Source organism: Streptomyces antarcticus (genome assembly GCF_026627255.1).
Taxonomy (GTDB): domain Bacteria; phylum Actinomycetota; class Actinomycetes; order Streptomycetales; family Streptomycetaceae; genus Streptomyces; species Streptomyces antarcticus.
This window is the reverse complement of the sequence record NZ_JAPNLM010000002.1, coordinates 15,093-39,121: the sequence shown is the minus strand read 5'-3', so window position 1 is coordinate 39,121 and position 24,029 is coordinate 15,093. Positions and strand designations below refer to the sequence as shown.

The following is a 24,029-nucleotide window of genomic DNA, read 5'->3' as shown; positions in this document are numbered from 1 at the left end:
GGCTGTCGCCTATCCGGGTGGACCCGGGCCAGGCCTCTTCCGTTCGCCCGTCACCGCAGGTCAGCGTGGTGGGGACGGCGCTCCGGAACGGTCCGGGGCGCCCCTCGTCCACAAGGAGTTGACCCGTCATGCGTACGTGTAACACCCCCCGCGGCACCACCGTCCTGGCCGCCGCCGTCCTGGCCTTCACCGCGCTCGTCCCGAGCACGGCGCCCACCGCCCACGCCGCGACCGCCCAGGCCGCCCCGACCCACAGCCTCCCGGGGCGGCCCGTCGCCGGGCCGGCGCCCGCCGCGCTCGGCACCTGTGCGGCCGGCCAGCTGTGCCTGTGGGCGAAACCGGAGTTCAAGGGCGTCCGGTACGTCCACGAGCTGAGCACCCTCGACATCAACAGCTGTACGGCCCTGCCCGCCGGCAAGAGCGCCCAGGCCCTCGCCAACCGGACGGGCCGCCCGGTGACCACGTACCAGTCGGCCGAGTGCGCGGAGACCGGGGAGTTCCAGACCTATCCCGGCGACGGGGTTTGGCTGCCCCAATCGCCCTACCAGGTGAGGGCCTTCAAGGTGTGGGAGCACTAGGCCGCACGGCCGCGGCGGCGCCGGGCACCGCGGCCGGTACGCCGGCCACCGCACCCGGCGCCGCACCCGGTCCCCCCAGCCGGGCGACCTCCGCGCGCAGCGCCCGTACCTCCGCGGCGAGTTCGCCGATCGCGGCGGTCTGCTCCCGCTCCGTCCGGTCGTCGCGCTCGAAACGGGAGATGAACCAGGCCGCGATATTGGCGGTGACCACACCCAGCAGCGCGATCCCCGACAGCATCAACCCCACCGCCAGCAGCCGCCCCAGACCGGTGGTGGGGGAGTGGTCCCCGTAGCCGACCGTCGTCATGGTGGTGACCGACCACCACAGGGCGTCGCCCAGGTTCTTGATGTTCCCGCCGGGGGCGTCCCGCTCCACGCTCAGCACCGCCAGCGAACCGAACATCAGCAGCCCGACCACCGCCCCCGCCACGTACGTGGTCAGCCGGATCTGCGGAGCCATCCGGGCCCGCCGCCCCACCAGCAGCAGCGTGGAGACCAGCCGCAGCAGCCGCAGCGGCTGGATCATCGGCAGCAGGACCGCCGCCAGGTCCATCCAGTGCGTCCGTACGAAGGCCTTCCGGGCGGGCGACAGACCCAGCCGCACGAGGTAGTCGCAGGCGAACGCCGACCACACCACCCACTCGGTGACCAGGCACGCCCGGTGCACGGGCGGGGGCGCGTCCGGCGCCACGATCGGCACGGCGTACGCGACGGCGAAGCCCACGGCGAGCACGAGCAGCGGGGTCTGGCTCCGCCGCTCCCACAGCAGCTGGCGGGAAAGTTCCTTCATGCGGAGCATCGTAAGGAACCCATAAAGCCGAGACGGCCCCCGGGGAGTCCCCGGGGGCCGTCCTCAGCGGTTCCGCGCGATCAGCCTGAGCCTGAGCCTGAGCCTGAGCCTGAGCCTCGGCCGCCCCGCAGCGCGTACGTCAGGCGTCGCCGCCCGCCGCACCCGGCTCGGCGGCCGCCACGTCCAGCAGCTGGTAACGGTCGACGGCCTGCTTGAGCACCGACCGGTCGATCTTCCCGTCCCGGGCGAGCTCGGTCAGCGTCGCCAGGACCACCGACTGGGCGTCGATGTGGAAGAAGCGCCGGGCCGCGCCGCGCGTGTCCGCGAAGCCGAAGCCGTCCGCGCCCAGCGAGGTGTACGTACCGGGCACCCACCGCGAGATCTGGTCCGGGACCGCCCGCATCCAGTCCGAGACCGCCACGAACGGCCCCTCGGCACCGGACAGCTTGCGCGTCACGTACGGCACGCGCTGCTCCTCCTCCGGGTGGAGCAGGTTGTGCTCCTCCACCTCGACGGCCTCGCGCCGCAGCTCGTTCCAGGAGGTCGCCGACCAGACGTCCGCCCGGACGCCCCAGTCCTGCGCCAGCAGCCGCTGCGCCTCCAGCGCCCACGGCACCGCCACGCCCGAGGCCATGAGCTGCGCCCCGATGGTGCCCGAGGTGCCCTTGGACACCCGGTGGATGCCCTTGAGGATGCCCTCGGCGTCGACGCCGTCCGGCTCCGCCGGGTGCTGGATCGGCTCGTTGTAGACGGTCAGGTAGTAGAAGACGTCCTCGGCCTCGGGACCGTACATCCGCCGCAGGCCGTCCTTGACGATGTGCGCGATCTCGTACCCGTAGGCCGGGTCGTAGGACACGCAGCCCGGGTTGGTCGACGCGAGCAGCTGGGAGTGGCCGTCGGCGTGCTGGAGGCCCTCACCCGTGAGGGTGGTCCGGCCGGCGGTGGCGCCGAGGACGAAACCGCGCGCGAGCTGGTCGGCCATCTGCCAGAACTGGTCACCGGTGCGCTGGAAACCGAACATCGAGTAGAAGACGTAGACCGGGATCAGCGGCTCGCCGTGCGTCGCGTACGCCGAACCCGCCGCGATCAGCGAGGCCGTGCAGCCCGCCTCCGAGATGCCGTCGTGCAGCATCTGCCCGGTCGGCGACTCCTTGTACGCGAGCAGCAGGTCGCGGTCGACCGCCTCGTACTGCTGGCCCAGCGGGTTGTAGATCTTGGCGCTCGGGAAGAAGGCGTCCATGCCGAAGGTGCGGTACTCGTCGGGCGCGATCAGCACGAACCGCCGGCCGATCTCCTTGTCCCGCATCAGGTCCTTCAGGATGCGGACGAACGCCATCGTCGTGGCGATCGACTGCTGGCCCGAGCCCTTCTTCGCGGCGGCGTACGTCTTCTCGTCCGGCAGCTGCAGCGGCTTCGCGCGCACCACGCGGGTCGGCACGTAACCGCCCAGCGCGCTGCGCCGGTCGTGCATGTACTGGATCTCCGGGGAGTCGCGGCCCGGGTGGTAGTACGGCGGGGCGCCGGCGTCCAGCTGCGCGTCCGTGATCGGGATGTGCAGGCGGTCGCGGAAGCGCTTGAGGTCGTCGACCGTCAGCTTCTTCATCTGGTGCGTCGCGTTGCGGCCCTCGAAGTTCGGGCCGAGCGTCCAGCCCTTGACCGTCTGCGCCAGGATGACCGTCGGCTGGCCCTTGTGCGCCTTGGCCGCCGCGTACGCCGCGTAGACCTTCTTGTGGTCGTGGCCGCCGCGGCCCAGGTGCTGGATCTGCTGGTCGGTCATGTTCTCGACCATCGCCCGCAGCCGCTGGTCGCCGCCGAAGAAGTGCTCACGGATGTACGCGCCCGACTCGGTCGCGTACGTCTGGAACTGTCCGTCGGGCGTGGTGTTCATCTTGTTGACCAGGATGCCGTCGCGGTCCTGGGCCAGCAGCGGGTCCCAGGAGCGGTCCCAGATCAGCTTGATGACGTTCCAGCCGGCGCCGCGGAACTGCGACTCCAGCTCCTGCATGATCTTGCCGTTGCCGCGCACCGGGCCGTCGAGGCGCTGGAGGTTGCAGTTGACGACGAAAGTCAGGTTGTCGAGGTTCTCGCGGGCCGCGATCGACAGCTGGCCGAGCGACTCCGGCTCGTCCATCTCGCCGTCGCCCAGGTACGCCCAGACGTGGGACTTCGAGGTGTCCGCGATGTCACGCGCCTGCATGTACCGGTTCATCCGCGCCTGGTAGATCGCACCGAGCGGGCCGAGGCCCATCGAGACGGTCGGGAACTCCCAGAAGTCCGGCATCAGCCGCGGGTGCGGGTAGCTGGAAAGGCCGTACGGGGCCTTCGACTTCTCCTGGCGGAACGCGTCGAGCTGCTGCTCGGAGAGCCGGTCCAGGAGGTAGGCGCGGGCGTAGATGCCCGGGGAGGCGTGGCCCTGGAAGAAGATCTGGTCGCCGCCGTCACCCTCGTCCTTGCCCCGGAAGAAGTGGTTGAAGCCCACGTCGTAGAGGGAGGCGGAGGAGGCGAAGGTGGCGATGTGGCCGCCGACGCCGATCCCGGGGCGCTGGGCGCGCGAGACCATGACGGCCGCGTTCCACCGGGTGGCGTTGAGGACCTTGCGCTCGATCTCCTCGTTGCCGGGGAAGAACGGCTCGTCCTTGGTGGCGATCGTGTTGACGTAGTCCGTGGAGCGCATCTCGGGCACGGCCACGCGCTTCTCGCGGGCCCGCTCGATCAGCCGCAGCATCAGGTAGCGGGCGCGCTCGCGGCCCCGCTCGTCGACGGCGGCGTCGAGGGAGTCGAGCCACTCCTGCGTCTCTTCCGGATCGAAGTCCGGGACCTGGCTCGGAAGACCGCCAATGATGATCGGGTTGCGATCGGATGCGGAAGCCACGCTGTTCCTTCACTGTCGGGGTGGTCGTGCCGGAGTCGCACCTGGGGGCGCCGCCTCCCATGGTCTTACGCTCGGCCGGGATCGTCATCTTTACCCCCGGGTAATGCCCGGAGCGGACGGGGTTTCCGAGGCGGGAGACCGGTGACGATCCGGCCAAAACGCAACCTTACGCCCAAGCCGGGCGATGATTTCGTAAGGCCGTTCGTCCCTCAAACAGGTAGGAAAGTCCTCAAGCGATGCCGAATGAGCTGGAATGGTGTGGGATGAATCACCAGAGGTGCACGCGGGCAGGCTGAAAGTTGCGGCGAGACGGCCGCAATCGTCACCGTTTCGACGGTCTCGGTGGCCGGGTACTTGCGCGATCCGCCGCGTCCGTGTGGACTACGCCCAATGCTGCGCGTACGCGCGCCGCCGAAGACATTCACCGAACATGAGCAGGAGGCACCCCGTGAGCGCGACCGCGGACCACGCGGAGAGCCCGGTCACCCGACTTGGCTTCCAGTCCGACCAGGTGGTCCAGGAGATCGGCTACGACGACGATGTCGATCAGGATTTCCGTGAGTCCATTCAGGACCAGATCGGCAGCGACCTCGTCGATGAGGACTACGACGACGAGGTCGACGCCGTGGTCCTCTGGTTCCGGGAAGAGGACGGCGACCTGACCGACGCACTCGTCGACGCCATCGAGCTGGTCGACGAGAGTGCAGTCGTCCTGCTGCTGACTCCGAAGACCGGCCGTGCCGGCTTCGTGGAGGCCAGCGACATCAGCGAGGCCGTCGAGACCGCCGGCCTCTCCCAGGCCAAGCCCGTCAGCGTGGGCAAGGACTGGACCGCCACCAAGCTGGTGACGCCCAAGGCCGCAGCCAAGAAGCGCTGAGCCGCGCCCCGCAGTCGAAGCGGACACGCACGCCCCGCCGATCCGGGTGATCCCGGCCGGCGGGGCGTGCGCGTTCGCGGCCCGTCGGGCCCCCAGGGCCTAGGCTGGCATCACCCGAACGGCCCAACGCGGCGAAGCAGGAACGAAGGGATGCGAGAGATGGCGATCGAGGTCGGCGACAAGGCCCCGGACTTCGAGCTCAAGGACAACCACGGCGCCACCGTGCGGCTCTCGGACTTCCGGGGGGAGAAGGCCGTCGTGCTGCTCTTCTACCCGTTCGCCTTCACCGGGGTCTGCACCGGCGAGCTGTGCGAGCTGCGCGATCAGCTTCCGCGCTTCCAGAACGACGACGTGCAGCTCCTCGCGGTCTCCAACGACTCCGTGCCGACCCTGCGCGTCTTCGGCGAGCAGGAGGGGCTGGAGTACCCGCTGCTGTCGGACTTCTGGCCGCACGGGGAGACCTCCCGGGCGTACGGGGTCTTCGACGAGGACAAGGGCTGCGCGGTTCGCGGCACCTTCGTCATCGACAAGGACGGCGTCGTGCGGTGGACTGTCGTCAACGGGCTGCCCGACGCGCGTGACCTGAACGAGTACATCGTGGCGCTCGACAGCCTCTGAGAGTCTCCGAGCGGCATCCGCACCAAAAACGCGTACAGGCGGGAACCCGTCACTAGGATCGAAACGTTGATCCGGTAGCAAACGCACGACGGGGGCACCGCCCCACACAGACACCAATGGAGGACCCGTGGGAGTCAGCCTCAGCAAGGGCGGCAACGTCTCGCTGACCAAGGCCGCGCCTAACCTGACGGCGGTCATCGTCGGTCTGGGCTGGGACGCTCGTACCACCACCGGCGGCGACTTCGACCTCGACGCCAGCGCGATCCTGACCAACGACCAGGGCAAGGTCGCCAACGACTCGAACTTCGTCTTCTTCAACAACCTGAAGAGCCCCGACGGTTCGGTCGAGCACACCGGTGACAACACCACCGGTGAGGGCGAGGGAGACGACGAGGCGATCAAGGTCAACCTCGCCGGTGTCCCGGCCGACGTCGCCAAGATCGTCTTCCCGGTCTCGATCTACGAGGCCGAGAGCCGCCAGCAGAGCTTCGGCCAGGTCCGCAACGCCTACATCCGCGTCGTGAACCAGTCCGACAACACCGAGCTCGCCCGTTACGACCTCTCCGAGGACGCCTCGACCGAGACCGCCATGGTCTTCGGCGAGCTGTACCGCAACGGCGCCGAGTGGAAGTTCCGTGCCATCGGCCAGGGCTACGCCTCGGGCCTGCGCGGCATCGCGCAGGACTTCGGCGTCAACGTCTGAACCCCAGAGCTGTTCACCCGTCCGGCGCCGTGCACTGTGTGTACGGCGCCGGACGGGCTTTGGCCGCTTGTGCCGGGCTGAGTTGTCACACCGCCGGCCGCGGTTCGCCCGTAGCACCGCCAGACCGGCCGCAGCAGTCACAGCAGTCACAGCAGCCACACCAGGCACACCGTCGTCCGGGGAGGACCACAACATGGGCGTCACACTCGCCAAGGGGGGCAATGTCTCCCTCTCCAAGGCCGCACCGAACCTGACCCGGGTTCTGATCGGCCTCGGATGGGACGCGCGCTCGACCACCGGAGCGGACTTCGATCTCGACGCCAGCGCGCTGCTGTGCAACAGCGGCCGGGTGCTCGGGGACGACTACTTCGTCTTCTACAACAACCTGACGAGCCCCGACGGATCCGTCGAACACACGGGGGACAACCTCACCGGCGAAGGTGACGGCGACGACGAGTCGATCACCATCGACCTGTCCAAGGTGCCGGCCCAGGTCGACAAGATCGTCTTCCCGGTCTCGATCCACGACGCCGAGGCCCGGCGGCAGAGCTTCGGCCAGATCAGCAACGCCTTCATCCGTGTGGTGAACCAGGCGGACGGCCAGGAGCTGGCCCGCTACGACCTGTCCGAGGACGCCTCCAGCGAGACCGCGATGATCTTCGGCGAGGTCTACCGCTACGGCGGCGAATGGAAGTTTCGGGCCGTGGGGCAGGGGTACGCGTCGGGGCTCCGGGGCATCGCTCTAGACTTCGGGGTCAACGTTTCGTAAAGCCGTACAAGACGATGGGGTGCCAGTGGTTCTCAAAACCTTCGGCTGGTCGTTCGCAATCACTGCGCTCGGTCTGGTCGCAGCGGTGTTCTACGGGGGGTGGCAGGCTTTCGGGATCGTGGCGATCCTGTCGATCCTCGAGATCTCGCTGTCTTTCGACAACGCGGTGGTCAACGCCGGGATCCTGAAGAAGATGAATGCCTTCTGGCAGAAGATCTTCCTCACCATCGGCATCCTCATCGCCGTGTTCGGCATGCGGCTGGTCTTCCCCGTGGTGATCGTTGCGATCAGCGCCAAGATCGGGCCCATCGAGGCCATCGATCTGGCCATGAACGACAAGGACATGTACGAACAGCTCGTCACGGACGCGCACCCGTCCATCGCCGCCTTCGGCGGCATGTTCCTCCTGATGATCTTCCTCGACTTCATCTTCGCGGACCGTGACATCAAGTGGATCGCATGGCTGGAGCGTCCGCTCGCCAAGCTCGGCAAGGTCGACATGCTCTCGGCGTGCATCGCGCTGATCGTCCTGGCCGTGACCGCGATGACCTTCGGCGCCAACGCCCACCAGCACGGCGGCGCACACGTGGACAAGGCGCAGACCGTCCTGATCTCCGGGATCCTCGGTCTGATCACCTACATGGTCGTCGGCGGCCTCTCCGGCTACTTCGAGAACAAGCTGGAAGAAGAAGAGGAAGCCGAGCACGAGGCGGAGGAAGCGGCCAGGAAGGCGGGCAAGCCGGTCTCGGCCGTCGCCATGGCCGGCAAGGCCGCGTTCTTCATGTTCCTCTACCTCGAGGTCCTCGACGCCTCGTTCTCCTTCGACGGGGTCATCGGCGCCTTCGCCATCACCAACGACATCGTGCTCATGGCCCTCGGCCTCGGCATCGGTGCCATGTACGTCCGGTCGCTGACGGTCTACCTGGTCCGCCAGGGCACCCTCGACGACTACGTCTACCTGGAGCACGGCGCGCACTACGCCATCGGCGCGCTCGCCGTCATCCTGCTCGTCACCATCCAGCACGAGATCAACGAGGTCATCACCGGACTCGTCGGCGTCCTGCTGATCGGCTGGTCCTTCTGGTCCTCGGTGCGCCGCAACAAGCGCCTGGAAAAGGAGGGGGTCGCCGTAGAGGCATGACCCCGGCGTTAATGCGGAACGCTCCATTGCGGGGCGGCCCAGGGGGTCCCTCCCGGACGGAAGTCCAGGGGAGGGGCCGTGGACCCGGCGGGCCGCCCCGCTTGCCGTAGGCATCCAGGGCACCAGGGAAACCAGGGGGGTAGTGGGGGATGGGCTTCTTCGACGGCATCTTGGGCAGCCGTGCCGTGCAGTTCCAGTCGGGCAGCGCCTCGTCGAACGCGATCGAGCTGACCAAGCGCCAACCGACGGTGTCGCTCACCAAACAGGGGGCGGTCCACGGCAACCTGCGCGTCAACCTGTCCTGGCGCATGCGCACCTCGGACATAGGCGGCCGCTCCGGCCAGAGCGGGCAGCTCTTCCGCCACCCGTTCAAGCTCTTCAAGCCCGACATGGTGCAGGCGCACACCCAGGGCATGGTCAACGTCGACCTCGACATGGGCTGCCTGTACGAGCTGACCGACGGCACCCGCGGCGCCGTCCAGCCCCTGGGCAACCTGCTCGGGGACCTCAACGACCCGCCGTTCGTCAAGCTCAGCGGCGACGACCGGTTCGGTTCGGCGTCGGGGGAGACCCTGTACGTGAACCTCGACCACGCCGATGACATCAAACGGCTGCTGGTCTTCGTCTACATCTACGACCAGACCCCTGCCTTCGACCGGACGCACGCCATGGTGACCCTCTACCCGGTCACCGGACCGCGGATCGAGATCCCGCTCGACGAGCGGCAGCCGCAGGCCCGCTCCTGCGCCGTCGTCTCCCTGGAGAAGGTCAAGGGAGAGCTCATCGTGCGCCGCGAGGTGAAGTTCGTCTACGGGTTCCAGGCCGAGCTGGACCGGCTCTACGGCTGGGGGCTCCAGTGGGGGCGGGGCTACAAGAGCACCAAGGCCTGACGCACCGCGCCCGGGCCCGGCGGCGGACCGCCCGGGGAGCCGGTGCCGGTCAGCGCGCCCGGGGGAGCCTCGCCGTCAACGCGCCCGGGAGCGGCCGCCGGTCAGCGGCGGATGAACTGGGGGCCCTGCACCGGCAGCCGGAAGGACGGGTCCCCGCCCGGGCCCGGCACCGGCACCGGGGACACCGGCTGGGGGTACCCGTACGCGGGCGGGACCGGCGGCGGGGCCTGCGTGGGCGGCGCCATCGCGGCCGTCTGCTCGGAGGTGGGCCCGGCCGTCGGGCTCCCCGCGGGCTCGGGCGCGCCCTCCGCGGCGTTCTCGTCGACCGAGATGCCGTGGTCGGTCGCCAGCCCCACCAGGCCGTCGGAGTAGCCCTCGCCGAGCGCGCGGAACTTCCACCCGTCGCCGCGGCGGTACAGCTCCCCGCAGATCACGGCCGTCTCGGCGCCGGTCTCGGGCCGGACGTCGAAGTACGCCAGCGGCTCCGAGGCGCCGGCCGAGGCGGCGTCGTAGAGCAGGATGCGCAGGTCGCGGACGTGCTCGAAGGGGACGTCCTCGGCGGAGGCGACCACCAGGACGCGATCGACCGACGGGGTGACCGTCCGCAGGTCCGCCTGCACGGCGTCGGTGACCGCGTCGCCGATCTGCTTCTTCCCCAGGCGCCAGACGGCTCCGGAAGGGTGCCGGGGCTGGTTGTAGAAGACGAAGTCCTCGTCCGAACGCACCCGGCCGTCCGAGCCCACGAGCAGGGCGGACGCGTCCACGTCCGGCACGTCGGGGCCACCCGTCCAGCGCAGCACCGCCCGGACCGCCGTGGCGGCCACCGGGATGTTGGAGCCCTTCTGCATCGCGTGCGTCATGCCCGTCATCCTGCCCTCCCGGGGGCGACCGGGACAATGCGGCCCCCCGTAGGACCTTGCTCTCGAACGCGAGACCTGGGCATGGTGCAAGAGGGTTACCTGAACTTCATGTGCTCGAGGAACTCTTGACTCAGGTTCGTACGTACTATTACCGGCCATGCCAGATGGGCCGCCGAGGCAGTACGGGGGAAGCACATGCGTCACTTTGGGCACATATCGCCTACCGTCCGTAAGGACCTCTTCCATCAGGAGCCGGTGGTTTTCACCGCCGCCTCACCCGCCCGCATCCTCGCCGCGGCCCTGGGCGCCACGCTCTACAGCCCCGCCACCCGCCCCCAGCTCGCCGCGGACGTCCGCAAGCAGGCCGGCCGGGGAGTCGTCTCCATGGTGCTCTGCCTGGAGGATTCCATCAGCGACGGTGATGTCGCCGGGGCCGAGGAGAACCTCGTCCGGCAGTTCGCGCAGCTCGACCGGGAGCAGGCCGCCTACGACACCGACGACCCGGACGCCGCGGAGCTCCCGCTGTTGTTCGTCCGCGTGCGTACCCCCGAGCAGATCCCCGACCTGGCGCGCCGCCTCGGCCGCTCCGTGCGCCGACTGGCCGGATTCGTACTCCCCAAGTTCGACGAAAGCCGCGGAATCGCCTTCCTGGAGGCCGTCGCCCACGCGGAGGCCGCGAGCGGAGTGCCCCGCCTGTACGCGATGCCCGTCCTGGAGACCCCGGAGCTGCTCCACCTGGAAACCCGCGTCGAAGCCCTCGCCGGCATCTCCCGGGCGGTCGGCAGGCACCGCGAGCGGGTCCTGGCCCTCCGCCTCGGCGTGACCGACTTCTGCTCCGCGTACGGCCTGCGGCGCACCCCCGACATGACCGCCTACGACGTCCAGATCGTCGCGGGCGTCATCGCGGACGTCGTCAACGTCCTCAGCCGCGCCGACGGCACCGGATTCACCGTGACCGGCCCGGTCTGGGAGTACTTCCGCAGTCAGCAGCGCCTCTTCAAGCCCCAGCTGCGCCGCAGCCCCTTCCTGGAGGAGGGTGTGGAGGAGCTGCGCACCGCCCTGATCGAGCACGACCTGGACGGACTGCTGCGCGAGATCGAGCTCGACCGGGCCAACGGGCTGCTGGGCAAGACGTGCATCCACCCCGCCCACGTCACGCCCGTGCACGCGCTGTCGGTGGTCTCCCACGAGGAGTTCAGCGACGCCCAGGACATCCTGCGCCCCGAGCGCGGTGGCGGCGGAGTGATGCGTTCCGCTTACACGAACAAAATGAACGAGGTGAAGCCCCACCGGGCCTGGGCCGAGCGCACCATGCTGCGGGCCGAGGTGTTCGGGGTGGCGAAGGAGGAGGTCGGATTCGTCGACCTCCTCACGGCCGGGCTCCAGGTGTGAGTCCGTCCTTGACGACGAGGAAAGGCAAGACGATCGACGAGGTCGACGAGGTCTGGTCGGGAACCTGGGTCGCGCAGCGGCTCGGCGTGAGCCTGGAAGAAGCTCCGGGCGCCGGGAAGCCGCGGCTGGACGAACTGCTGGGCCTGGCGCTGCGGCGCAACCCCAAACGGGCACACCTGCTGGTCTCGCAGGTGCTCGGCAAGCACGTCCCGCAGTCCCCGCGGACGGTGTACGCCGCCGGGTACGGGCTCGGCGAGCGCGTCCGCGCGCTGCTGGGCGAGGACGCGGCCTCCGCCGTGGTCCTCGGCTACGCCGAAACCGCCACCGGCCTCGGCCACTGCGTCGCCGACGGCCTGGGCCCCGCCCCCTACCTGCACTCCACCCGCCGGCCCGTGCCGGGAGTGGAGCCCGCCGGCGGGTTCGAGGAGGCCCACTCGCACGCCACCTCGCACCTGCTGCTGCCCGAGGACCCGGGGCTGCTCGCGGGCAGCGGGCCGCTGGTCCTGGTCGACGACGAGTTCTCCACGGGCAGCACGGTCCTGAACACCATCCGCGACCTGCACGCCCGCCACCCCCGCCGGCACTACGTCGTCGTCGCCCTCGTCGACATGCGCTCCCCGGCCGACCGCGACCGGCTCACCGCCTTCGCCGCCGAGCTCGGCGCCCGCGTGGACCTGGTCGCCCTGGCCTCGGGCACGGTGTCCCTGCCCGAGGGAGTCCTGGCCAGGGGCCAGGCCCTGGTCGAGGAGTACGAGGCGTATGAGGCCTCCGGGGCGCATCAGGCCTCCGGGGTGTCCGACGGGTCCGGGGCGCGCGAGGCGTCCGGGACGAGCGCCCGCGGGGCCGCCTGGCCGGCCGCCGGGGACCCCCGCGAGCCGGCCCACGAGCCGGCCCGGGAGCCTGTCCGGGAATCGGCCCGCGAGTCGGCCCGGGAGCAGACCCGCGAGCCCGCCCGCGAGTCCGGCTACGAGCAGGTCCCGCTGGACTGGCCGGCCGGTGTCCCCGACGGCGGCCGGCACGGCTTCACGCCCGCGCACCGCGCCCGGCTGGAGGCCGCCCTCCCCGCCCTCGCCCGGCAGCTCGCGGCCGCCCTCGGCACGGACCCCGGACGGGTCCTCGTCCTGGGCAACGAGGAGCTGATGTACGCGCCGCTGCGCCTCGCGAAGGCCCTGGAGGAGGCGGGGGCGGCCCGCGAGGTCCGCTTCTCGACGACCACCCGCTCGCCCGTCCTCGCCGTGGACGACCCCGGCTACGCCATCCGCACCCGCCTCGTCTTCCCCGCCCACGACGCACCCGCCGACGGCCCCGGCGACCGGTACGCCTACAACGTGCGCGGCACGGCGGGCGCCCGCTTCGACGCCGTCGTCGCCGTCGTCGACTCCGCCGGGGACACCCCCGCCCTGCGGACGGGGCTCCTGGCGGCCCTCGCCCCGCACACCGGCCGGGTCCTGCTGGCCGTCCTGCCCTCGTACGTACCCGACCGGCAGGAGCCGATCATGTCCGAGCCCCTGCGCGGCCCCGCGTTCTCCTCCTACGCCCCCGAGGACGTCGGCTGGCTGCTCCAGGACTTCTCCGACGTCGAGCTGGAGGCGCCGACCGAGGAACGCGAGGAGGCCATCCAGGCGGGCGGCGCCCACTACGCCGAGTCCCTGCCCGTCGAGTACCAGCCGTCGCCGCAGTACCAGCAGCTCTACCAGAGCGCCCTGAACGACTCCGCCGCCCGCATCGCCCGGGCCGTCGGCACGGTCACCGAGACCGTCCTCGCGGAGCGCTCCCCGTCCCCGGTCCTGGTCTCCCTGGCCCGTGCCGGCACCCCCGTCGGCGTGCTGATGCGCCGCTGGGCCCAGGCCCGGCACGGCCTGGACCTCCCGCACTACGCCGTCTCCATCGTCCGCGGCCGCGGAATCGACGCCAACGCGCTGCGCTGGCTCGCCGCCCACCACGACCCGGCCGACGTCGTCTTCGTCGACGGCTGGACGGGCAAGGGCGCCATCACCCGCGAGCTCCGCGAGGCGCTCTCCGCGTTCGAGGGCTTCAACCCCGAGATCGTCGTCCTCGCCGACCCCGGCTCCTGCGTGGAGACGTACGGCACCCGCGAGGACTTCCTGATCCCCTCCGCCTGTCTCAATTCCACCGTTTCCGGTCTCATCTCGCGTACGGTTCTCAGGTCCGACCTGGTGGGCCCCGCCGACTTCCACGGCGGGAAGTTCTACCGGGAGCTCGCCGGAGCCGACGTCTCCGTCGACTTCGTCGACACCGTCGCCGCCCGTTTCGACCAGGTGGCCGACGCCGTCGGCGAGGAGGTCAAGGAACTCCTCGCCGCCGACCGGACCCCCACCTGGGAGGGCTGGGCGGCGGTCGAGCGGATCAGCGAGGAGTACGGCATCCACGACGTGAACCTGGTCAAGCCGGGCGTCGGCGAGACCACCCGGGTCCTGCTGCGCCGGGTGCCGTGGAAGATCCTCGCCCAGCGCGGCGCCGGAGCCGACCTGGACCACGTACGGCTGCTCGCCGAGCAGCGCGGCGTACCGGTGGAAGAGGTCGACGGCCTGCCCTACACCTGCGTCGGACTCATCCACCCCCGTTTCACGCGCGGCGCCACGGGCGCCGACGGGAAGGCAGTGTCCTCGAAGTGACCCTCCTGATAGCCAGTGACCTCGACCGCACGCTCATCTACTCGGCGGCCGCCCTCGGTCTGACCATGCCCGACCCGGTGGCCCCCCGGCTGCTGTGCGTGGAGGTCCACGAGAGCAAGCCGCTGTCCTACATGACGGAGACGGCGGCGGGTCTGCTGACGGAGCTGACGGCCGACCCGTCGGTGGTCTTCGTCCCGACGACCACCCGGACCCGCAAGCAGTACCAGCGCATCCGCTTCCCCGGCCGCCCCGCCCAGTACGCGATCTGCGCCAACGGCGGCCAGCTGCTGGTCGACGGGGTCCCGGACCGCGACTGGCGGCGGCAGGTCGCGGCCCGGCTGGCCGCGGAGTGCGCCCCGCTGGACGAGGTCCACGCGCACCTGCAGGCCACGGCCGACCCGGCGTGGCTGCGCAAGACGCGGGTGGCCGAGGAGCTGTTCGCGTACCTCGTCGTCGAGCGCGCGCTGGTGCCCGACGAGTGGCTGAAGTCCCTGGCGGAGTGGTCGGCCGCCCGCGGCTGGACCGTCTCGCTCCAGGGCCGCAAGATCTACGCCGTGCCGCGCCCGCTGACCAAGAGCGCGGCGATGCACGAGGTGGCCCGCCGTACGGGCGCCACCACCACGCTCGCCGCCGGTGACTCGCTCCTGGACGCGGACCTGCTGCTCGCGGCCGACCGGGGCTGGCGCCCGGGCCACGGCGAACTGGCCGACGCGGGCTGGGAGTCGCCGTCCGTGACGGTCCTGACCGAGGCGGGGGTGCTCGCGGGCGAGGCAATCGTCCGCGCGTTCGCCCGCGAGGCCGGGCGACTCGGCAGACTGGGTGCATGACCAAGGGAAACAGCACCAAGATCACTGATGAGCTCTACGGGTACATGCTCGCGCACAACCCCCCGCTGGACGCGGTCCAGCGGGGGCTCGTGGCCACGACGTACGAGAAGTTCCCCGACGTCGCCGGAATGCAGTCGGCCGAGGAACAGGGGCCGCTGCTGGCCTTCCTCGTCCGGCTGACGGGCGCCCGCCACATCGTCGAGATCGGCACCTTCACCGGCTTCTCGGCGCTGTCGATGGCCCAGGCCCTGCCCGCGGACGGCCGCATCATCGCCTGCGACGTCTCGGAGGAGTGGACCCGGTACGGCCGGGAGGCCTGGGAGGCGGCCGGGGTCGCCGACCGCATCGACCTGCGGATCGCCCCGGCGCTCGACACCCTGCGGGCCATGCCGGCCAACGAGCACATCGACCTGGCGTACGTGGACGCGGACAAGCAGAGCCAGATCGCGTACTGGGAGGAGCTCGTGCCGCGGCTGCGTCCGGGCGGCCTGATCGTCACGGACAACACGCTCTTCCACGGCACGGTCCTCGACGAGTCGGCCACGGGCGCGGCGGCCGGCGTCCGCGCCTACAACGACCACGTCGCGGCGGACCCGCGCATGGACTCCGTGCTGCTGACGATCTCCGACGGCCTGACGCTCTCGCGCAAGCGGTAGCGGTAGCGCGCGGGGACGGGCCTGCGTGACGGGGGGCGGGGTCAGCCGCAGCCGCCGCCCCCGCAGCAACCGCCGCCGCCGCTCATGGCCGGGGCGGGGGCGCCGGTGGAGCCGGTGGAGCCGCCCACGGCGACGGCCGAGAGCAGCTTGACGGTGTCGGAGTGCCCGGCGGGGCAGTCGGCGGGCGCGGACGACTCGGCCATGGGCCGGCTGACCTCGAAGGTGTCTTCACAGGTCCGGCAGCGGAATTCGTAACGGGGCATGCCCACAGGCTAAGCCTCGGGACCCCGTACGGGTATCCCCGACCGGCGCGACACCGCGGCGGCCGCGGCGGAGGGCGTCGCCGGGGCCTCGACGGACGCCGCGGCGGAGGTGCCGCCCAGGCCCGCGCGCGCCCGTTGCTCCCGGGCCGCCTGCTCGGGGTGGCGGGCCCGCCAGTACGGATTGTCGTGCGGCAGGGCGCTGCCCACCCGCCCGTACATCCCGAACCACATCAGCATCACGCCGACGACGAAGCTGAACAGCACGTTGGGGATCTTGAAGGCCAGGAAGTTCAACCCGGTGTCGAGCAGGGCCAGGTTGATGAACCCGCTCGCGATGAACAGCAGGCCCAGGACGATGTTCAGCGTCGAGGCGAAGTTCCCGCCCACGGCCATCCCGCACAGCAGCAGCAGTCCCGCGAGGATGGACAGGACGCTCAGCGCCCCGTTGGTGTTCAGCGTGAGTACCGTGTCCCCGCCCGTGTCGAAGAAGCCGATCCGGTCGATCAGCCCCAGGATCCCGAACACCACCAGCAGCAGCCCGGTCAGCCCGGCCCCGATCCGGTACACCTTGCTCAGCTTGTGATCGACCGGCAGGTGCTCGTCGAGCCGGGCACCGACCGGCTTGCGGATACGCGGCGCCGCACGGGAAGCCATGCCGCCCTCCTCTGCCTCGGGCTGTACGCCACTCCCAGCATCCGCCGCCGGAGGGCCCCGGACAACCGGAACGCCCGGACACCGCCCCGCGCGGGGCGTGAGGGGCCCGTACCCGCCGATCGGGGCTGTGCGGTGGGGCCGGTCTGCGGGGCTGGTCTGCCGAAGCCGGTACGGGCCGCCGGCCGGACAGGCCCTCCAGGCCGGACACCGCCCCCGTGCCCACCGAGCAGCCCGCCCACCCAACCGCTCACTCGCTCGTCGGCCGTCGGCCGTCGGCTCGTCGGCCGTGGGCCCGTCGCTCTCGCCCGTCGGCCGTCGGCCCGTCGGCTCAGCCGTGTCCGAGGTCCTCCCGTATCTCGGAGACCACCCGGTTCACCGAGACCCGCACGGCCTCCATCTCCTGGAGGAACGCCCAGTAGTCCGGGTGCCGTTCCTCAAGCCCCGCCACTGCCCGCTCCACCCGTGCCACCGACTCGTCCAGCGGCCGCGCGTGCCGCGGATCGGGCACGCTCCGGCCCGCCATCGCCAGCCGCTGCGCGTCCCGGATGGCGAACCGCGTACGGTCCACCTCCGCCCGCGGATCGCGCGCCACCGCCTCGAGCCGCGTCAACCGGTCCTGTGCCGCCGACACCGCCTCGTCCACCGCGTCCAGCGAAGCCCGGACCGCCTCGATCGACGCCCCCACGTCCGCCCAGCGCTGCTCGTCGCGCGCCCGGCCCGCCTCCGCCAGCCGGTCCTCCGCCTGCGCCACGTCCCGTACGGCCTGGTCCGGTACCTGTTGGAGGTCCTGCCAGCAGGCCGCGCTGAAGCGTCGGCGCAGCTCGCTGAGCACCGGGTCCACCCGGTCCGCCCGGTTGCGCAGCGCCTGCGCCCGCGTCCGCAGGCTCACCAGCCGCCGGTCGATCTCGGCGGCCCGCTCCGGCAGCCGGGCCGCCTCGGCGCGCACGCCCTCTGCGTCCCGGAGGATGCGGTCGGCGCGCTGCACCGTCGCCTGCACGCCGTGGAGCGCGGCCCCCTGGTTCAGCATCGTCAGCTCGGGGCCCAGTGCCGCGAGCCGCGCCGCCAGCTCGTCCGCCCGCATGCCTTTGGCCCGTACGGCGTCCAGCGCGTCACTGGCCGCCAACAGCGCCGCCTTGGCCCGCTCCCGGGCCGGGGCCACCCGGGCCAGCTGCGTCTCCGCCTTGTCCAGCAACGGCCGCAGCCCCTGCTCGAACCGGTCCAGCTCCGCCCTGACCCGTACGAGCTCCTCGCGGGCCAGGGTCAGCTCCCGGGTCGCCTGCGCGGCGACCGAGGCCTCCAGCTCGGGCCGGTCCAGGTCGTGCGCGTCGACCGCCTCGATGTACACGTGGCTGACCTCGTCGATCCGCCGCCCGAGCGCGGCGAACCCCTCGCCGACGTGCCGCGCGGCGGGCGAACCGTCCGCGGCGGCGATCGTCTCCACCGAGATCCGCAGGTCCCGCTGCGCGGTGTCCAGCTCGTAGAAGGCCGCGGCGGCGGCGTCCTTGGCCGCCTGCGCATCCGCCCGCTGACTCTCGTCCCGCCCACCGAACCAACGCCGGGATGCCGTCGTCACAATCCCTCTCCCGTACCGCGTCCGCCTTGCCCCGGTCCATTCTCCCCCACCGGAACGGGTTTGCGTGGGGGGTGTGCCCGCCATGTAGGCTGTCCACTCATTCACGGGTGCGTAGCTCAGGGGTAGAGCGCTGCTCTTACAAAGCAGATGTCGGCGGTTCGAAACCGTCCGCGCCCACCAGCACGAAGGCCCCCCGCCGATCATGGCGGGGGGCCTTTTGCATCCAGATCTGACACCCGCGGGAGCGGTCGGGAACGGTCTGCGATCCGCCGGGCGGACAACGCGACTTGGGAGCTGACGGGTGGATCCTCCCACGTGCGAGTCGACGGGCGGAGTCGACGGGCGGAGTCCACGGGCGGGTGCCGTTCGGGTCAGGTGGTGAGCCAGGCTTTGCGGTGGCGGGCCACCGCGTAGACGAGGTCTATCTGTTCCGGTGCGAGGCGGCCGGTGAGCGGGCCGAGGGCCGCGACTTCGCGCTCCCGGTACACGCGGACCTGGAGCTGGGTCGTCTCCTTGGGGAGGTCCCGGGCGCCCACGAACACGAGGACCGGCTCCACCTCCACCGGGAAGGGACAGTGCCGTTCGAGGATGCCGCGGGCGTGCTTCGCCTCGGCGCGGCTCTTGGCCGGGTAGGGGTGCGGGGGACCGTGGTCGACCTTGACCACGTCGTCTCCGATCCACACCGACCTCCCCCGGAAGTTCTTTGTGTTGACCGTGAAGACCCCGCCGGGGCCGACGAGCAGGTGGTCTATGTCGCCGCCGCGGGTGAGGGGGATCGAGTGCAGCACCCTCCATCCCCGGGCGGTGAGGCGGTCGAGTTCGGCGCCCACGATGCGCTCGCCGGCCAGCCCCTTGAACCAGGGGTCCCACTCGGTCTCCCTGCGGAGCACACGGTCCAGGGCGCGCCTGACGCGCCCCGGTCCCTTCGAGCGGAGCATCTCCTGGATCCCGGAGCCCGGCCGGTTCAGCGCGAGGTCGTCGGGCGCGCTCAGCGGCGGGAGCCGCCTCGTCGCCGGGGGAGCCGGGGGAGCCGGGGGCTTTGCCCGTACGGGCCTGGCCCTCGGGGGCGGGCCGGGAAGCGGGGCCGCGGGTTCGGGGAGGTCCGCCAGGTACGCCTCGAGGAGGGCCGTGGCCGCCCGGCGGTGCGCTTCGACGAGGACCGTCACCCGGCCGGTGCGGCAGTCGGCCCAGGCGACGGCGGATCCGCCCGGCAGGTTCACGTACAGCCGGTCATGACCGGACTTCCGCCAACGAGACACCTTCAGCTCAGCCACGCCGCCCCCTGACATGTCGACCCGGGACCATGGGAACAGCCGGATCGCGCCCCCACAAGACGACCTCCCCGCCGGCGAGGAGCAGGGAGGTCACGGGCCGGGCGTCGCGCAGGCCCCCGGTCGGGTGTGCGCGGGGGCCTTCGCGTCAGGGGTGGGTCAGGCGTTGGGGCGCTTGCCGTGGTTCGCCTTGTTCTTCCTGCGGGCGCGCCGCTTGTTGCCTCGCTTCGCCATGATGCGCATCTCCCTCAATCCGGGATCCTTCACGACTCCGCCAGTCTAGATTCCGCCTGCCACACCCGCATCAGCGCCGGCGGAACCCCGCCTGGGCGCTGCCCGTAGGGGCCTTGGCCGCGCGGCCCGCGCGTGGGATCGTCGGGAGATGGGCGAGTGGCTCGCGTGGGGCGGGGTGGTCGTGGCCGGTCTCGCGGCCTCGGCGTTGCTGGTGCTGTTGCGACGGGCCGCGGGTGCCTCCTTCGAGCGTAGACGCGCCGAGGAACGGGACCGGCTGCTCGCGCGGCTCGCCGCGCCCGCCGCCGGGACAGCCGCCGCCGGGCCGGGCCACCCCACGTTCCACGACGTCGGCGGCCTGCCGCACGACTCCGGCGGGCAACTGGGCGACCGGAGGGACGAGTTCACGCCCCTCCTCGTCGAGTACTACGCCTACGGACTGACCCAGGCCCGCAGCAGTTTCGCCACCAGCCAGAGCTTCGCGGCGGCCGGAGCGGCGGTGCTGCTGTCCGGGGTCGGGCTGGCCGTGTGGAAGGCCGAGAACGGCGGCGAGCTCTACCTGGGGATCGTCACCAGCTCCGTGGGCCTGGTCACCACACTCGCCGGACAGCTCTTCCACCGCCGGGCCGACATCGCACTCAAGCACATGACCGATCAGACCACCGCCCTGCGCGACGACCGGCGGGCCGCCGAGTCCACCCAGCAGGCCATCGGTCTCCTCGACGAGGTCGCCGACCCGGAACTGCGCGCCCGGCTCCAGGCCGGCCTGATCCTCAAACTTTCCGGGGCCGAGCTGCCGCGCTAGCGGGATAGTGGAGATATGTGCCGTTCCATTAAGACCCTGCGCCCGCCCGCCATCCCCGAGAAGGCCACCGACGAGGAGATCCGCGCCGCAGCACTGCAGTACGTACGGAAGGTGTCCGGCTTCCGCGCACCGGCCGCACACAACCGTGAGGTGTTCGACGAGGCCGTGGAAGCCGTCGCCGAGGCCACGCGGGTGCTGCTGGACGGGGTGCACGTACGGGGGCGGACCGCCGCCGCGTAACCGCCCGGCTCTTCCCGCCCGGGCGCCCCGGAGCGGGTCCCGCTTCCGGGGCTGTGCCGGGCCCGGCGGCCGTCAGACCGAGGCCGCGCGGCGCCGGATCACCCACACGCCCGCGCCGAGTGCGCCCACGACCAGGGCGCCGCCCATGGCGATCTGCGCCGGGCTCATCGAGCCGATGCTGCCGCCCTCGCCGCCGCGTGCGGCGCCCGGGGACACGTACAGGTTGGCGGTGACGCGCTGACCGCCGGCGCCGCCGCACTCGAAGGTGACGCGGTGGGTGCCCGCGCCGGCGTTGCGGTGGACGGTGGCGTTGCCGAAGAGGTTCGTCGCCTCCAGGTTGCCGGGGGTCAGCTGCACCTCGCCGAACGCGCTGGACGTGGCCCGGCCGGTCTTGGTGCCGCAGCCCTCGACGTTGAGCCCCACCCGGCCGCCCGGGGCAACGGTGCTCGGGGAGACGCTGGCGGAGGGCGCGGCGTAGGCGACGGCGGCCGGGGTCGCGGCGGCGACGGCCAGCGTCACGGCCGCGACGGCCAGCAGACGGCGCGGGGCGGAGTGGGCGGAGCACCCGGCGTACGCGGAGTGCTGGGCGGGCTCGGACTGCGGCGTGGCGTGCGGCGTGGCGGGCATGGAGAGAACTCCTCGGCTCCTCGAAACGGCGCGGCCAGGGCACGGATGTGACGCGGATTCGGTTGCGCACCGTGCTCTGCACGCTAGGAGCCGGACCCCGGGGCGGCGATCGGGGCCGGGTGAACGGGTGACGCACTGCTCCGCCCGGGGGAGCCGATTCACCCGGACGAGCCGATCGCGGCCCGCTACGCCGCCGGGGCCGCCGCGGTCCTCGCCGTGTACGGGCGGCGCACGAGGTACGCGGCCAGGGCGCCGCCGGCGAAGAGCGCGACGAGGGAGACCGCGGTACCCAGCCACTGGGTACCGAGCCACTGCGTACCGAAGTAGCCCAGCGCCACGCTGTACCCCGCCCAGGCCATGCCCGCCAGCACCGACCAGGGCAGGAACTCCATCACCTTGCGGTGCGTCTTGCCCGCGCCCAGCGACACCACCGAGCGGCCCGCCGGAGCGAAGCGGGCGATCACCACCAGGGCGCCGCCGCCCCGGGCCAGCGCCGTCCCCAGGCGGTCCTGCGCCCGGGTCAGCCGACGGGAGCGGGCGATGGCCCGGTCCAGCCGGGCCCCACCGCGCCGGGCCAGCCGGAACGCGGCCATGTCACCCAGCACCGAAGAGGCCGTGGCGATCACGAGCAGGGCCAGGATGTCGGGCACCTCGGCGGTCACCGGCACCGCCACGGGCACCGGACCCGCCGCACCGGCCGCCGCGGCGGCCGCGGCCGCGGTGATCACCAGCACCCCGCTCGGGAGCACCGGCAGGAAGACGTCGAGCACGACGGACACCGCCACCACGGCGTAGATCCATGGGCTCGCGGTCAGCGACCCCAGAGTCTCAAACAAGGCGGGACTCCCCAGTCCGGTTGACGTGCAGCGGCATGAAGCGCCGCGACGTCGCGGGGGAGCGGCAGGAGCGGCTTGACAGCCCTACAGGGTACGCCGGGCGCCCACCCCCCGGACGCCCGGGGCCGCCCCCAAGCCCCCGGCCCGGTGGACCTGCCCCACCGCACCGCCCGCCCGTGCGCCTCCCCCCTCGACACCGAACCGCGCCGAAAGCCGCGCCCACCCCCCGACCCGACACCTCTACGCCGTCTCCGCCCCGGTCAGCTCCCGGTCCAGCACCGTCACCAGCCGGGCGCCCTTGCGATTCCTGTGCGCCTGGTCCAGCCGGAGCCGCGCCGTCCGCCCGGCCAGCGCCAGCGTCATCAGCTGATTCCCGAACCACGGACCACCCGTACGCCGCCAGGTCACCGGCGGCCGCCCCGTCCGCCCGTGCCGGGAGAAGCCGCGCCCCAGCCACCGCCCCATCCGCGACCAGCCCAGCCGAAACCCCAGCTTCACCGCCGTGTGGATGGAGTTGTGCACCGGCGAGCACGTCAACTGGAACAGCCGCGCCGTACTGGGTATACGGGGCTCGGCCACATACGCATGGTGCACGTCGCCCGACAGCACGCACACCGTCGCCGGCGCCCGCGGCCCCGTCCCCACCTCCTCGATCAGGTCGGTCAGCGCCGCGAACGAGGCCGGGAACGCCGCCCAATGCTCAAGATCGCTGCGCCGGCGCAGATTCTCCCCGATCCGCGCCCAACGCGGCCCCCGCACCCCGCGGCACAGCGCTGCGTTCCACGTCTCCGCGTCGTGGATCAGCGGAGGCATCAGCCACGGCAGCGAGGAACCGATCAGCAGGTGGTCGTACCCCCCGTGCCCCGCGAGCGCGTTGTCCCGCAGCCACTGGTGCTCGGTCGGATCGAGCATCGCCCGCCCGTCCTCGGCCAGGACCCGCGCCGCCCGGGTGTCGACCATCAGCAGCCGCGTCCGCCCGAAGTCCCGCCGATAGCTCCAGCGCACCGTCGCCGGATCGTTGTCCGCCGAGGCCGCGAAGGCCCGCAGTGGCTCCGTACCGTCCGGGGTGGCGCATATCTCGGCATACAGCCCGTCCCGCTCCAGCTCGGCCGGCGAGAGATTGCCCAGGTGCTGGTACACCCAGTACGACATCAGCCCGCTGAGGATCCGCTCCCGCCACCACGGGGTCGCCCGCATCTCCTCGACCCACGCCTCGCTCGTGTTCCAGTCGTCGATGACGTCGTGGTCGTCGAATATGTGCAGGCTCGGAACGGTCGACAGGAGCCAGCGGATCTCCGGATCCAGCCAGGACTCGTAGTAGAGCCGGGTGTACTCCTCGTAGTCCGCGACCTGCGCGCCCGGGGCCTCCCGCAGGTCCCGCCGGGCCGCGATCCACGCGCGGGTCTCCCGGGACAGGGCGTCGGCGTACACCTGGTCGCCCAGCAGCAGCAGAACGTCCGGACGCACCGCCTCCGGGTCGGCGGCCAGCCGCGCCGCGAGCGTGTCGAGCGCGTCCGCGCCGTGCGGCCCGCGCAGCCCGCCGGCCGGCGGCGCGGCCTGTCTGCAGGAGCCGAACGTGACCCGCAGTCCGGGCCCGGGCGCGGACCGGCCAGGGCCCGCCACCGCCGGGGTGCTGATCGTGCTCGGCGGGAAGGAGCTGTCGGGCAGCGGCCACACCCGCGCCCCGTCGAGCAGCACCTCGTACGCCGTCGTGGCCCCCGGCGTCAGGCCGGTCACCGGCACCAGCGCGTAGTGGTGCCCCGCCACCTGGAAGGTGCGCGCACGGCCTCCCGCCCCGTCGGCGCACCGCACCTCGGCCGTGCACGGGCGGTCGGCCTCGACCCATATCGTGGCCGAACCGCCCGTGTCCCAGTCGACGTGGCGCAGCAGCGGCCCCAGACGCAGTCCGGCCATGTGACT

At 71.9% G+C, this 24,029-nt stretch carries 24 protein-coding genes and 1 tRNA gene; 14 read left to right on the top strand and 11 right to left on the bottom strand.

The genetic code is table 11. The features are described 5' to 3' along the window. Window positions 1-128 precede the first annotated feature (128 nt). Window positions 129-578: a peptidase inhibitor family I36 protein gene (locus tag OTB16_RS03950; RefSeq protein WP_267718446.1), complete on the top strand. Its 450-nt coding sequence runs from the start codon at window positions 129-131 to the stop codon at window positions 576-578. Here the strand turns inward: OTB16_RS03950 and OTB16_RS03945 are convergent. Both OTB16_RS03945 and aceE read right to left on the bottom strand, forming a co-directional pair. Then, window positions 559-1,368, bottom strand: a complete 810-nt coding sequence (locus OTB16_RS03945) for a potassium channel family protein (protein ID WP_267718445.1) — start codon at window positions 1,366-1,368, stop codon at window positions 559-561. The genes OTB16_RS03950 and OTB16_RS03945 overlap by 20 nt on opposite strands. Window positions 1,369-1,507: 139 nt before the next feature. Continuing rightward, complete coding sequence (gene aceE, locus OTB16_RS03940; protein ID WP_267718444.1) at window positions 1,508-4,240, bottom strand: pyruvate dehydrogenase (acetyl-transferring), homodimeric type; 2,733 nt, start codon at window positions 4,238-4,240, stop codon at window positions 1,508-1,510. A 448-nt stretch (window positions 4,241-4,688) separates the two neighbouring features. On the opposite strand from aceE, the gene OTB16_RS03935 reads away from it, so the two are divergent. The 6 genes from OTB16_RS03935 (at window position 4,689) to OTB16_RS03910 (ending at window position 9,238) form a co-directional block, all read left to right on the top strand. Further along, window positions 4,689-5,117 carry a DUF3052 domain-containing protein gene (locus OTB16_RS03935; RefSeq protein ID WP_267718443.1) on the top strand — a complete coding sequence of 143 codons (429 nt, stop codon included), beginning with the start codon at window positions 4,689-4,691 and terminating at the stop codon, window positions 5,115-5,117. A 159-nt stretch (window positions 5,118-5,276) separates the two neighbouring features. Then, window positions 5,277-5,735 carry a peroxiredoxin gene (locus tag OTB16_RS03930; RefSeq protein ID WP_267718786.1) on the top strand — a complete coding sequence of 153 codons (459 nt, stop codon included), beginning with the start codon at window positions 5,277-5,279 and terminating at the stop codon, window positions 5,733-5,735. Window positions 5,736-5,862: 127 nt separating this feature from the next. Next, entirely contained in the window at window positions 5,863-6,438 is a 576-nt protein-coding gene (locus tag OTB16_RS03925) for a TerD family protein (protein WP_267718442.1), read from the top strand. 193 nt (window positions 6,439-6,631) lie between these two features. After that, window positions 6,632-7,207: a TerD family protein gene (locus tag OTB16_RS03920; protein ID WP_267718441.1), complete on the top strand. Its 576-nt coding sequence runs from the start codon at window positions 6,632-6,634 to the stop codon at window positions 7,205-7,207. 25 nt (window positions 7,208-7,232) lie between these two features. Further along, window positions 7,233-8,348, top strand: a complete 1,116-nt coding sequence (locus OTB16_RS03915; RefSeq protein ID WP_267718440.1) for a DUF475 domain-containing protein — start codon at window positions 7,233-7,235, stop codon at window positions 8,346-8,348. A 149-nt stretch (window positions 8,349-8,497) separates the two neighbouring features. Then, a complete protein-coding gene (locus tag OTB16_RS03910) occupies window positions 8,498-9,238 on the top strand; it encodes a TerD family protein (RefSeq protein WP_267718439.1) in 741 nt (246 codons plus the stop codon). 101 nt (window positions 9,239-9,339) lie between these two features. On the opposite strand, the gene OTB16_RS03905 is transcribed toward OTB16_RS03910, so the two are convergent. Continuing rightward, window positions 9,340-10,098 carry a TerD family protein gene (locus OTB16_RS03905; protein ID WP_267718438.1) on the bottom strand — a complete coding sequence of 253 codons (759 nt, stop codon included), beginning with the start codon at window positions 10,096-10,098 and terminating at the stop codon, window positions 9,340-9,342. A gap of 195 nt (window positions 10,099-10,293) precedes the next feature. Here OTB16_RS03905 and OTB16_RS03900 point away from each other — a divergent pair, with 195 nt between their 5' ends. Genes OTB16_RS03900 through OTB16_RS03885 form a run of 4 tightly spaced genes read left to right on the top strand, consistent with a single transcriptional unit; the run spans window position 10,294 to window position 15,609 of the window. Further along, entirely contained in the window at window positions 10,294-11,490 is a 1,197-nt protein-coding gene (locus OTB16_RS03900; protein WP_267718437.1) for an HpcH/HpaI aldolase/citrate lyase family protein, read from the top strand. 8 nt (window positions 11,491-11,498) lie between these two features. Beyond that, window positions 11,499-14,126 (top strand): phosphoribosyltransferase, encoded by a 2,628-nt coding sequence (locus OTB16_RS03895; RefSeq protein WP_267718436.1) that lies wholly within the window; start codon window positions 11,499-11,501, stop codon window positions 14,124-14,126. Continuing rightward, window positions 14,123-14,953, top strand: coding sequence for an HAD family hydrolase (locus OTB16_RS03890; RefSeq protein ID WP_267718435.1), 831 nt, complete (start codon window positions 14,123-14,125; stop codon window positions 14,951-14,953). Before OTB16_RS03895 ends, OTB16_RS03890 begins: the two co-directional genes overlap by 4 nt. After that, the gene (locus OTB16_RS03885) at window positions 14,950-15,609 is read left to right on the top strand and encodes an O-methyltransferase (RefSeq protein ID WP_267718434.1); all 660 of its coding nucleotides are present in this window, start codon (window positions 14,950-14,952) and stop codon (window positions 15,607-15,609) included. The genes OTB16_RS03890 and OTB16_RS03885 overlap by 4 nt, the downstream gene beginning before the upstream one ends. Window positions 15,610-15,650: 41 nt before the next feature. On the opposite strand, the gene OTB16_RS03880 is transcribed toward OTB16_RS03885, so the two are convergent. From OTB16_RS03880 to OTB16_RS03870, 3 genes are all read right to left on the bottom strand, one after another. Next, entirely contained in the window at window positions 15,651-15,872 is a 222-nt protein-coding gene (locus OTB16_RS03880) for an FmdB family zinc ribbon protein (RefSeq protein WP_267718433.1), read from the bottom strand. A gap of 9 nt (window positions 15,873-15,881) precedes the next feature. Then, window positions 15,882-16,526 (bottom strand): DUF4383 domain-containing protein, encoded by a 645-nt coding sequence (locus OTB16_RS03875; RefSeq protein ID WP_267718432.1) that lies wholly within the window; start codon window positions 16,524-16,526, stop codon window positions 15,882-15,884. A gap of 328 nt (window positions 16,527-16,854) precedes the next feature. Then, complete coding sequence (locus tag OTB16_RS03870) at window positions 16,855-18,183, bottom strand: coiled-coil domain-containing protein (protein WP_267718431.1); 1,329 nt, start codon at window positions 18,181-18,183, stop codon at window positions 16,855-16,857. Between the two features lie 21 nt (window positions 18,184-18,204). Here OTB16_RS03870 and OTB16_RS03865 point away from each other — a divergent pair. Further along, a tRNA-Val gene (locus tag OTB16_RS03865) sits at window positions 18,205-18,279 on the top strand. Window positions 18,280-18,470: 191 nt separating this feature from the next. On the opposite strand, the gene OTB16_RS03860 is transcribed toward OTB16_RS03865, so the two are convergent. After that, complete coding sequence (locus OTB16_RS03860) at window positions 18,471-19,373, bottom strand: nuclease-related domain-containing protein (RefSeq protein ID WP_267718430.1); 903 nt, start codon at window positions 19,371-19,373, stop codon at window positions 18,471-18,473. A 156-nt stretch (window positions 19,374-19,529) separates the two neighbouring features. Next, window positions 19,530-19,604: a 50S ribosomal protein bL37 gene (locus OTB16_RS39430; protein ID WP_383910068.1), complete on the bottom strand. Its 75-nt coding sequence runs from the start codon at window positions 19,602-19,604 to the stop codon at window positions 19,530-19,532. A 148-nt stretch (window positions 19,605-19,752) separates the two neighbouring features. On the opposite strand from OTB16_RS39430, the gene OTB16_RS03855 reads away from it, so the two are divergent. Both OTB16_RS03855 and OTB16_RS03850 read left to right on the top strand, forming a co-directional pair. Continuing rightward, window positions 19,753-20,406 (top strand): TRADD-N-associated membrane domain-containing protein, encoded by a 654-nt coding sequence (locus tag OTB16_RS03855; RefSeq protein ID WP_267718429.1) that lies wholly within the window; start codon window positions 19,753-19,755, stop codon window positions 20,404-20,406. Between the two features lie 15 nt (window positions 20,407-20,421). Further along, on the top strand, window positions 20,422-20,646 hold the full coding sequence (locus OTB16_RS03850; RefSeq protein WP_267718428.1) for a DUF2277 domain-containing protein: 225 nt from the start codon (window positions 20,422-20,424) through the stop codon (window positions 20,644-20,646). A gap of 72 nt (window positions 20,647-20,718) precedes the next feature. On the opposite strand, the gene OTB16_RS03845 is transcribed toward OTB16_RS03850, so the two are convergent. From OTB16_RS03845 to OTB16_RS03835, 3 genes are all read right to left on the bottom strand, one after another. Further along, entirely contained in the window at window positions 20,719-21,273 is a 555-nt protein-coding gene (locus OTB16_RS03845) for a hypothetical protein (RefSeq protein ID WP_267718427.1), read from the bottom strand. Between the two features lie 185 nt (window positions 21,274-21,458). After that, window positions 21,459-22,109: a DedA family protein gene (locus OTB16_RS03840; protein WP_267718426.1), complete on the bottom strand. Its 651-nt coding sequence runs from the start codon at window positions 22,107-22,109 to the stop codon at window positions 21,459-21,461. Between the two features lie 240 nt (window positions 22,110-22,349). Continuing rightward, the gene (locus tag OTB16_RS03835) at window positions 22,350-24,023 is read right to left on the bottom strand and encodes an alkaline phosphatase D family protein (protein ID WP_267718425.1); all 1,674 of its coding nucleotides are present in this window, start codon (window positions 24,021-24,023) and stop codon (window positions 22,350-22,352) included. Window positions 24,024-24,029: the final 6 nt, after the last annotated feature.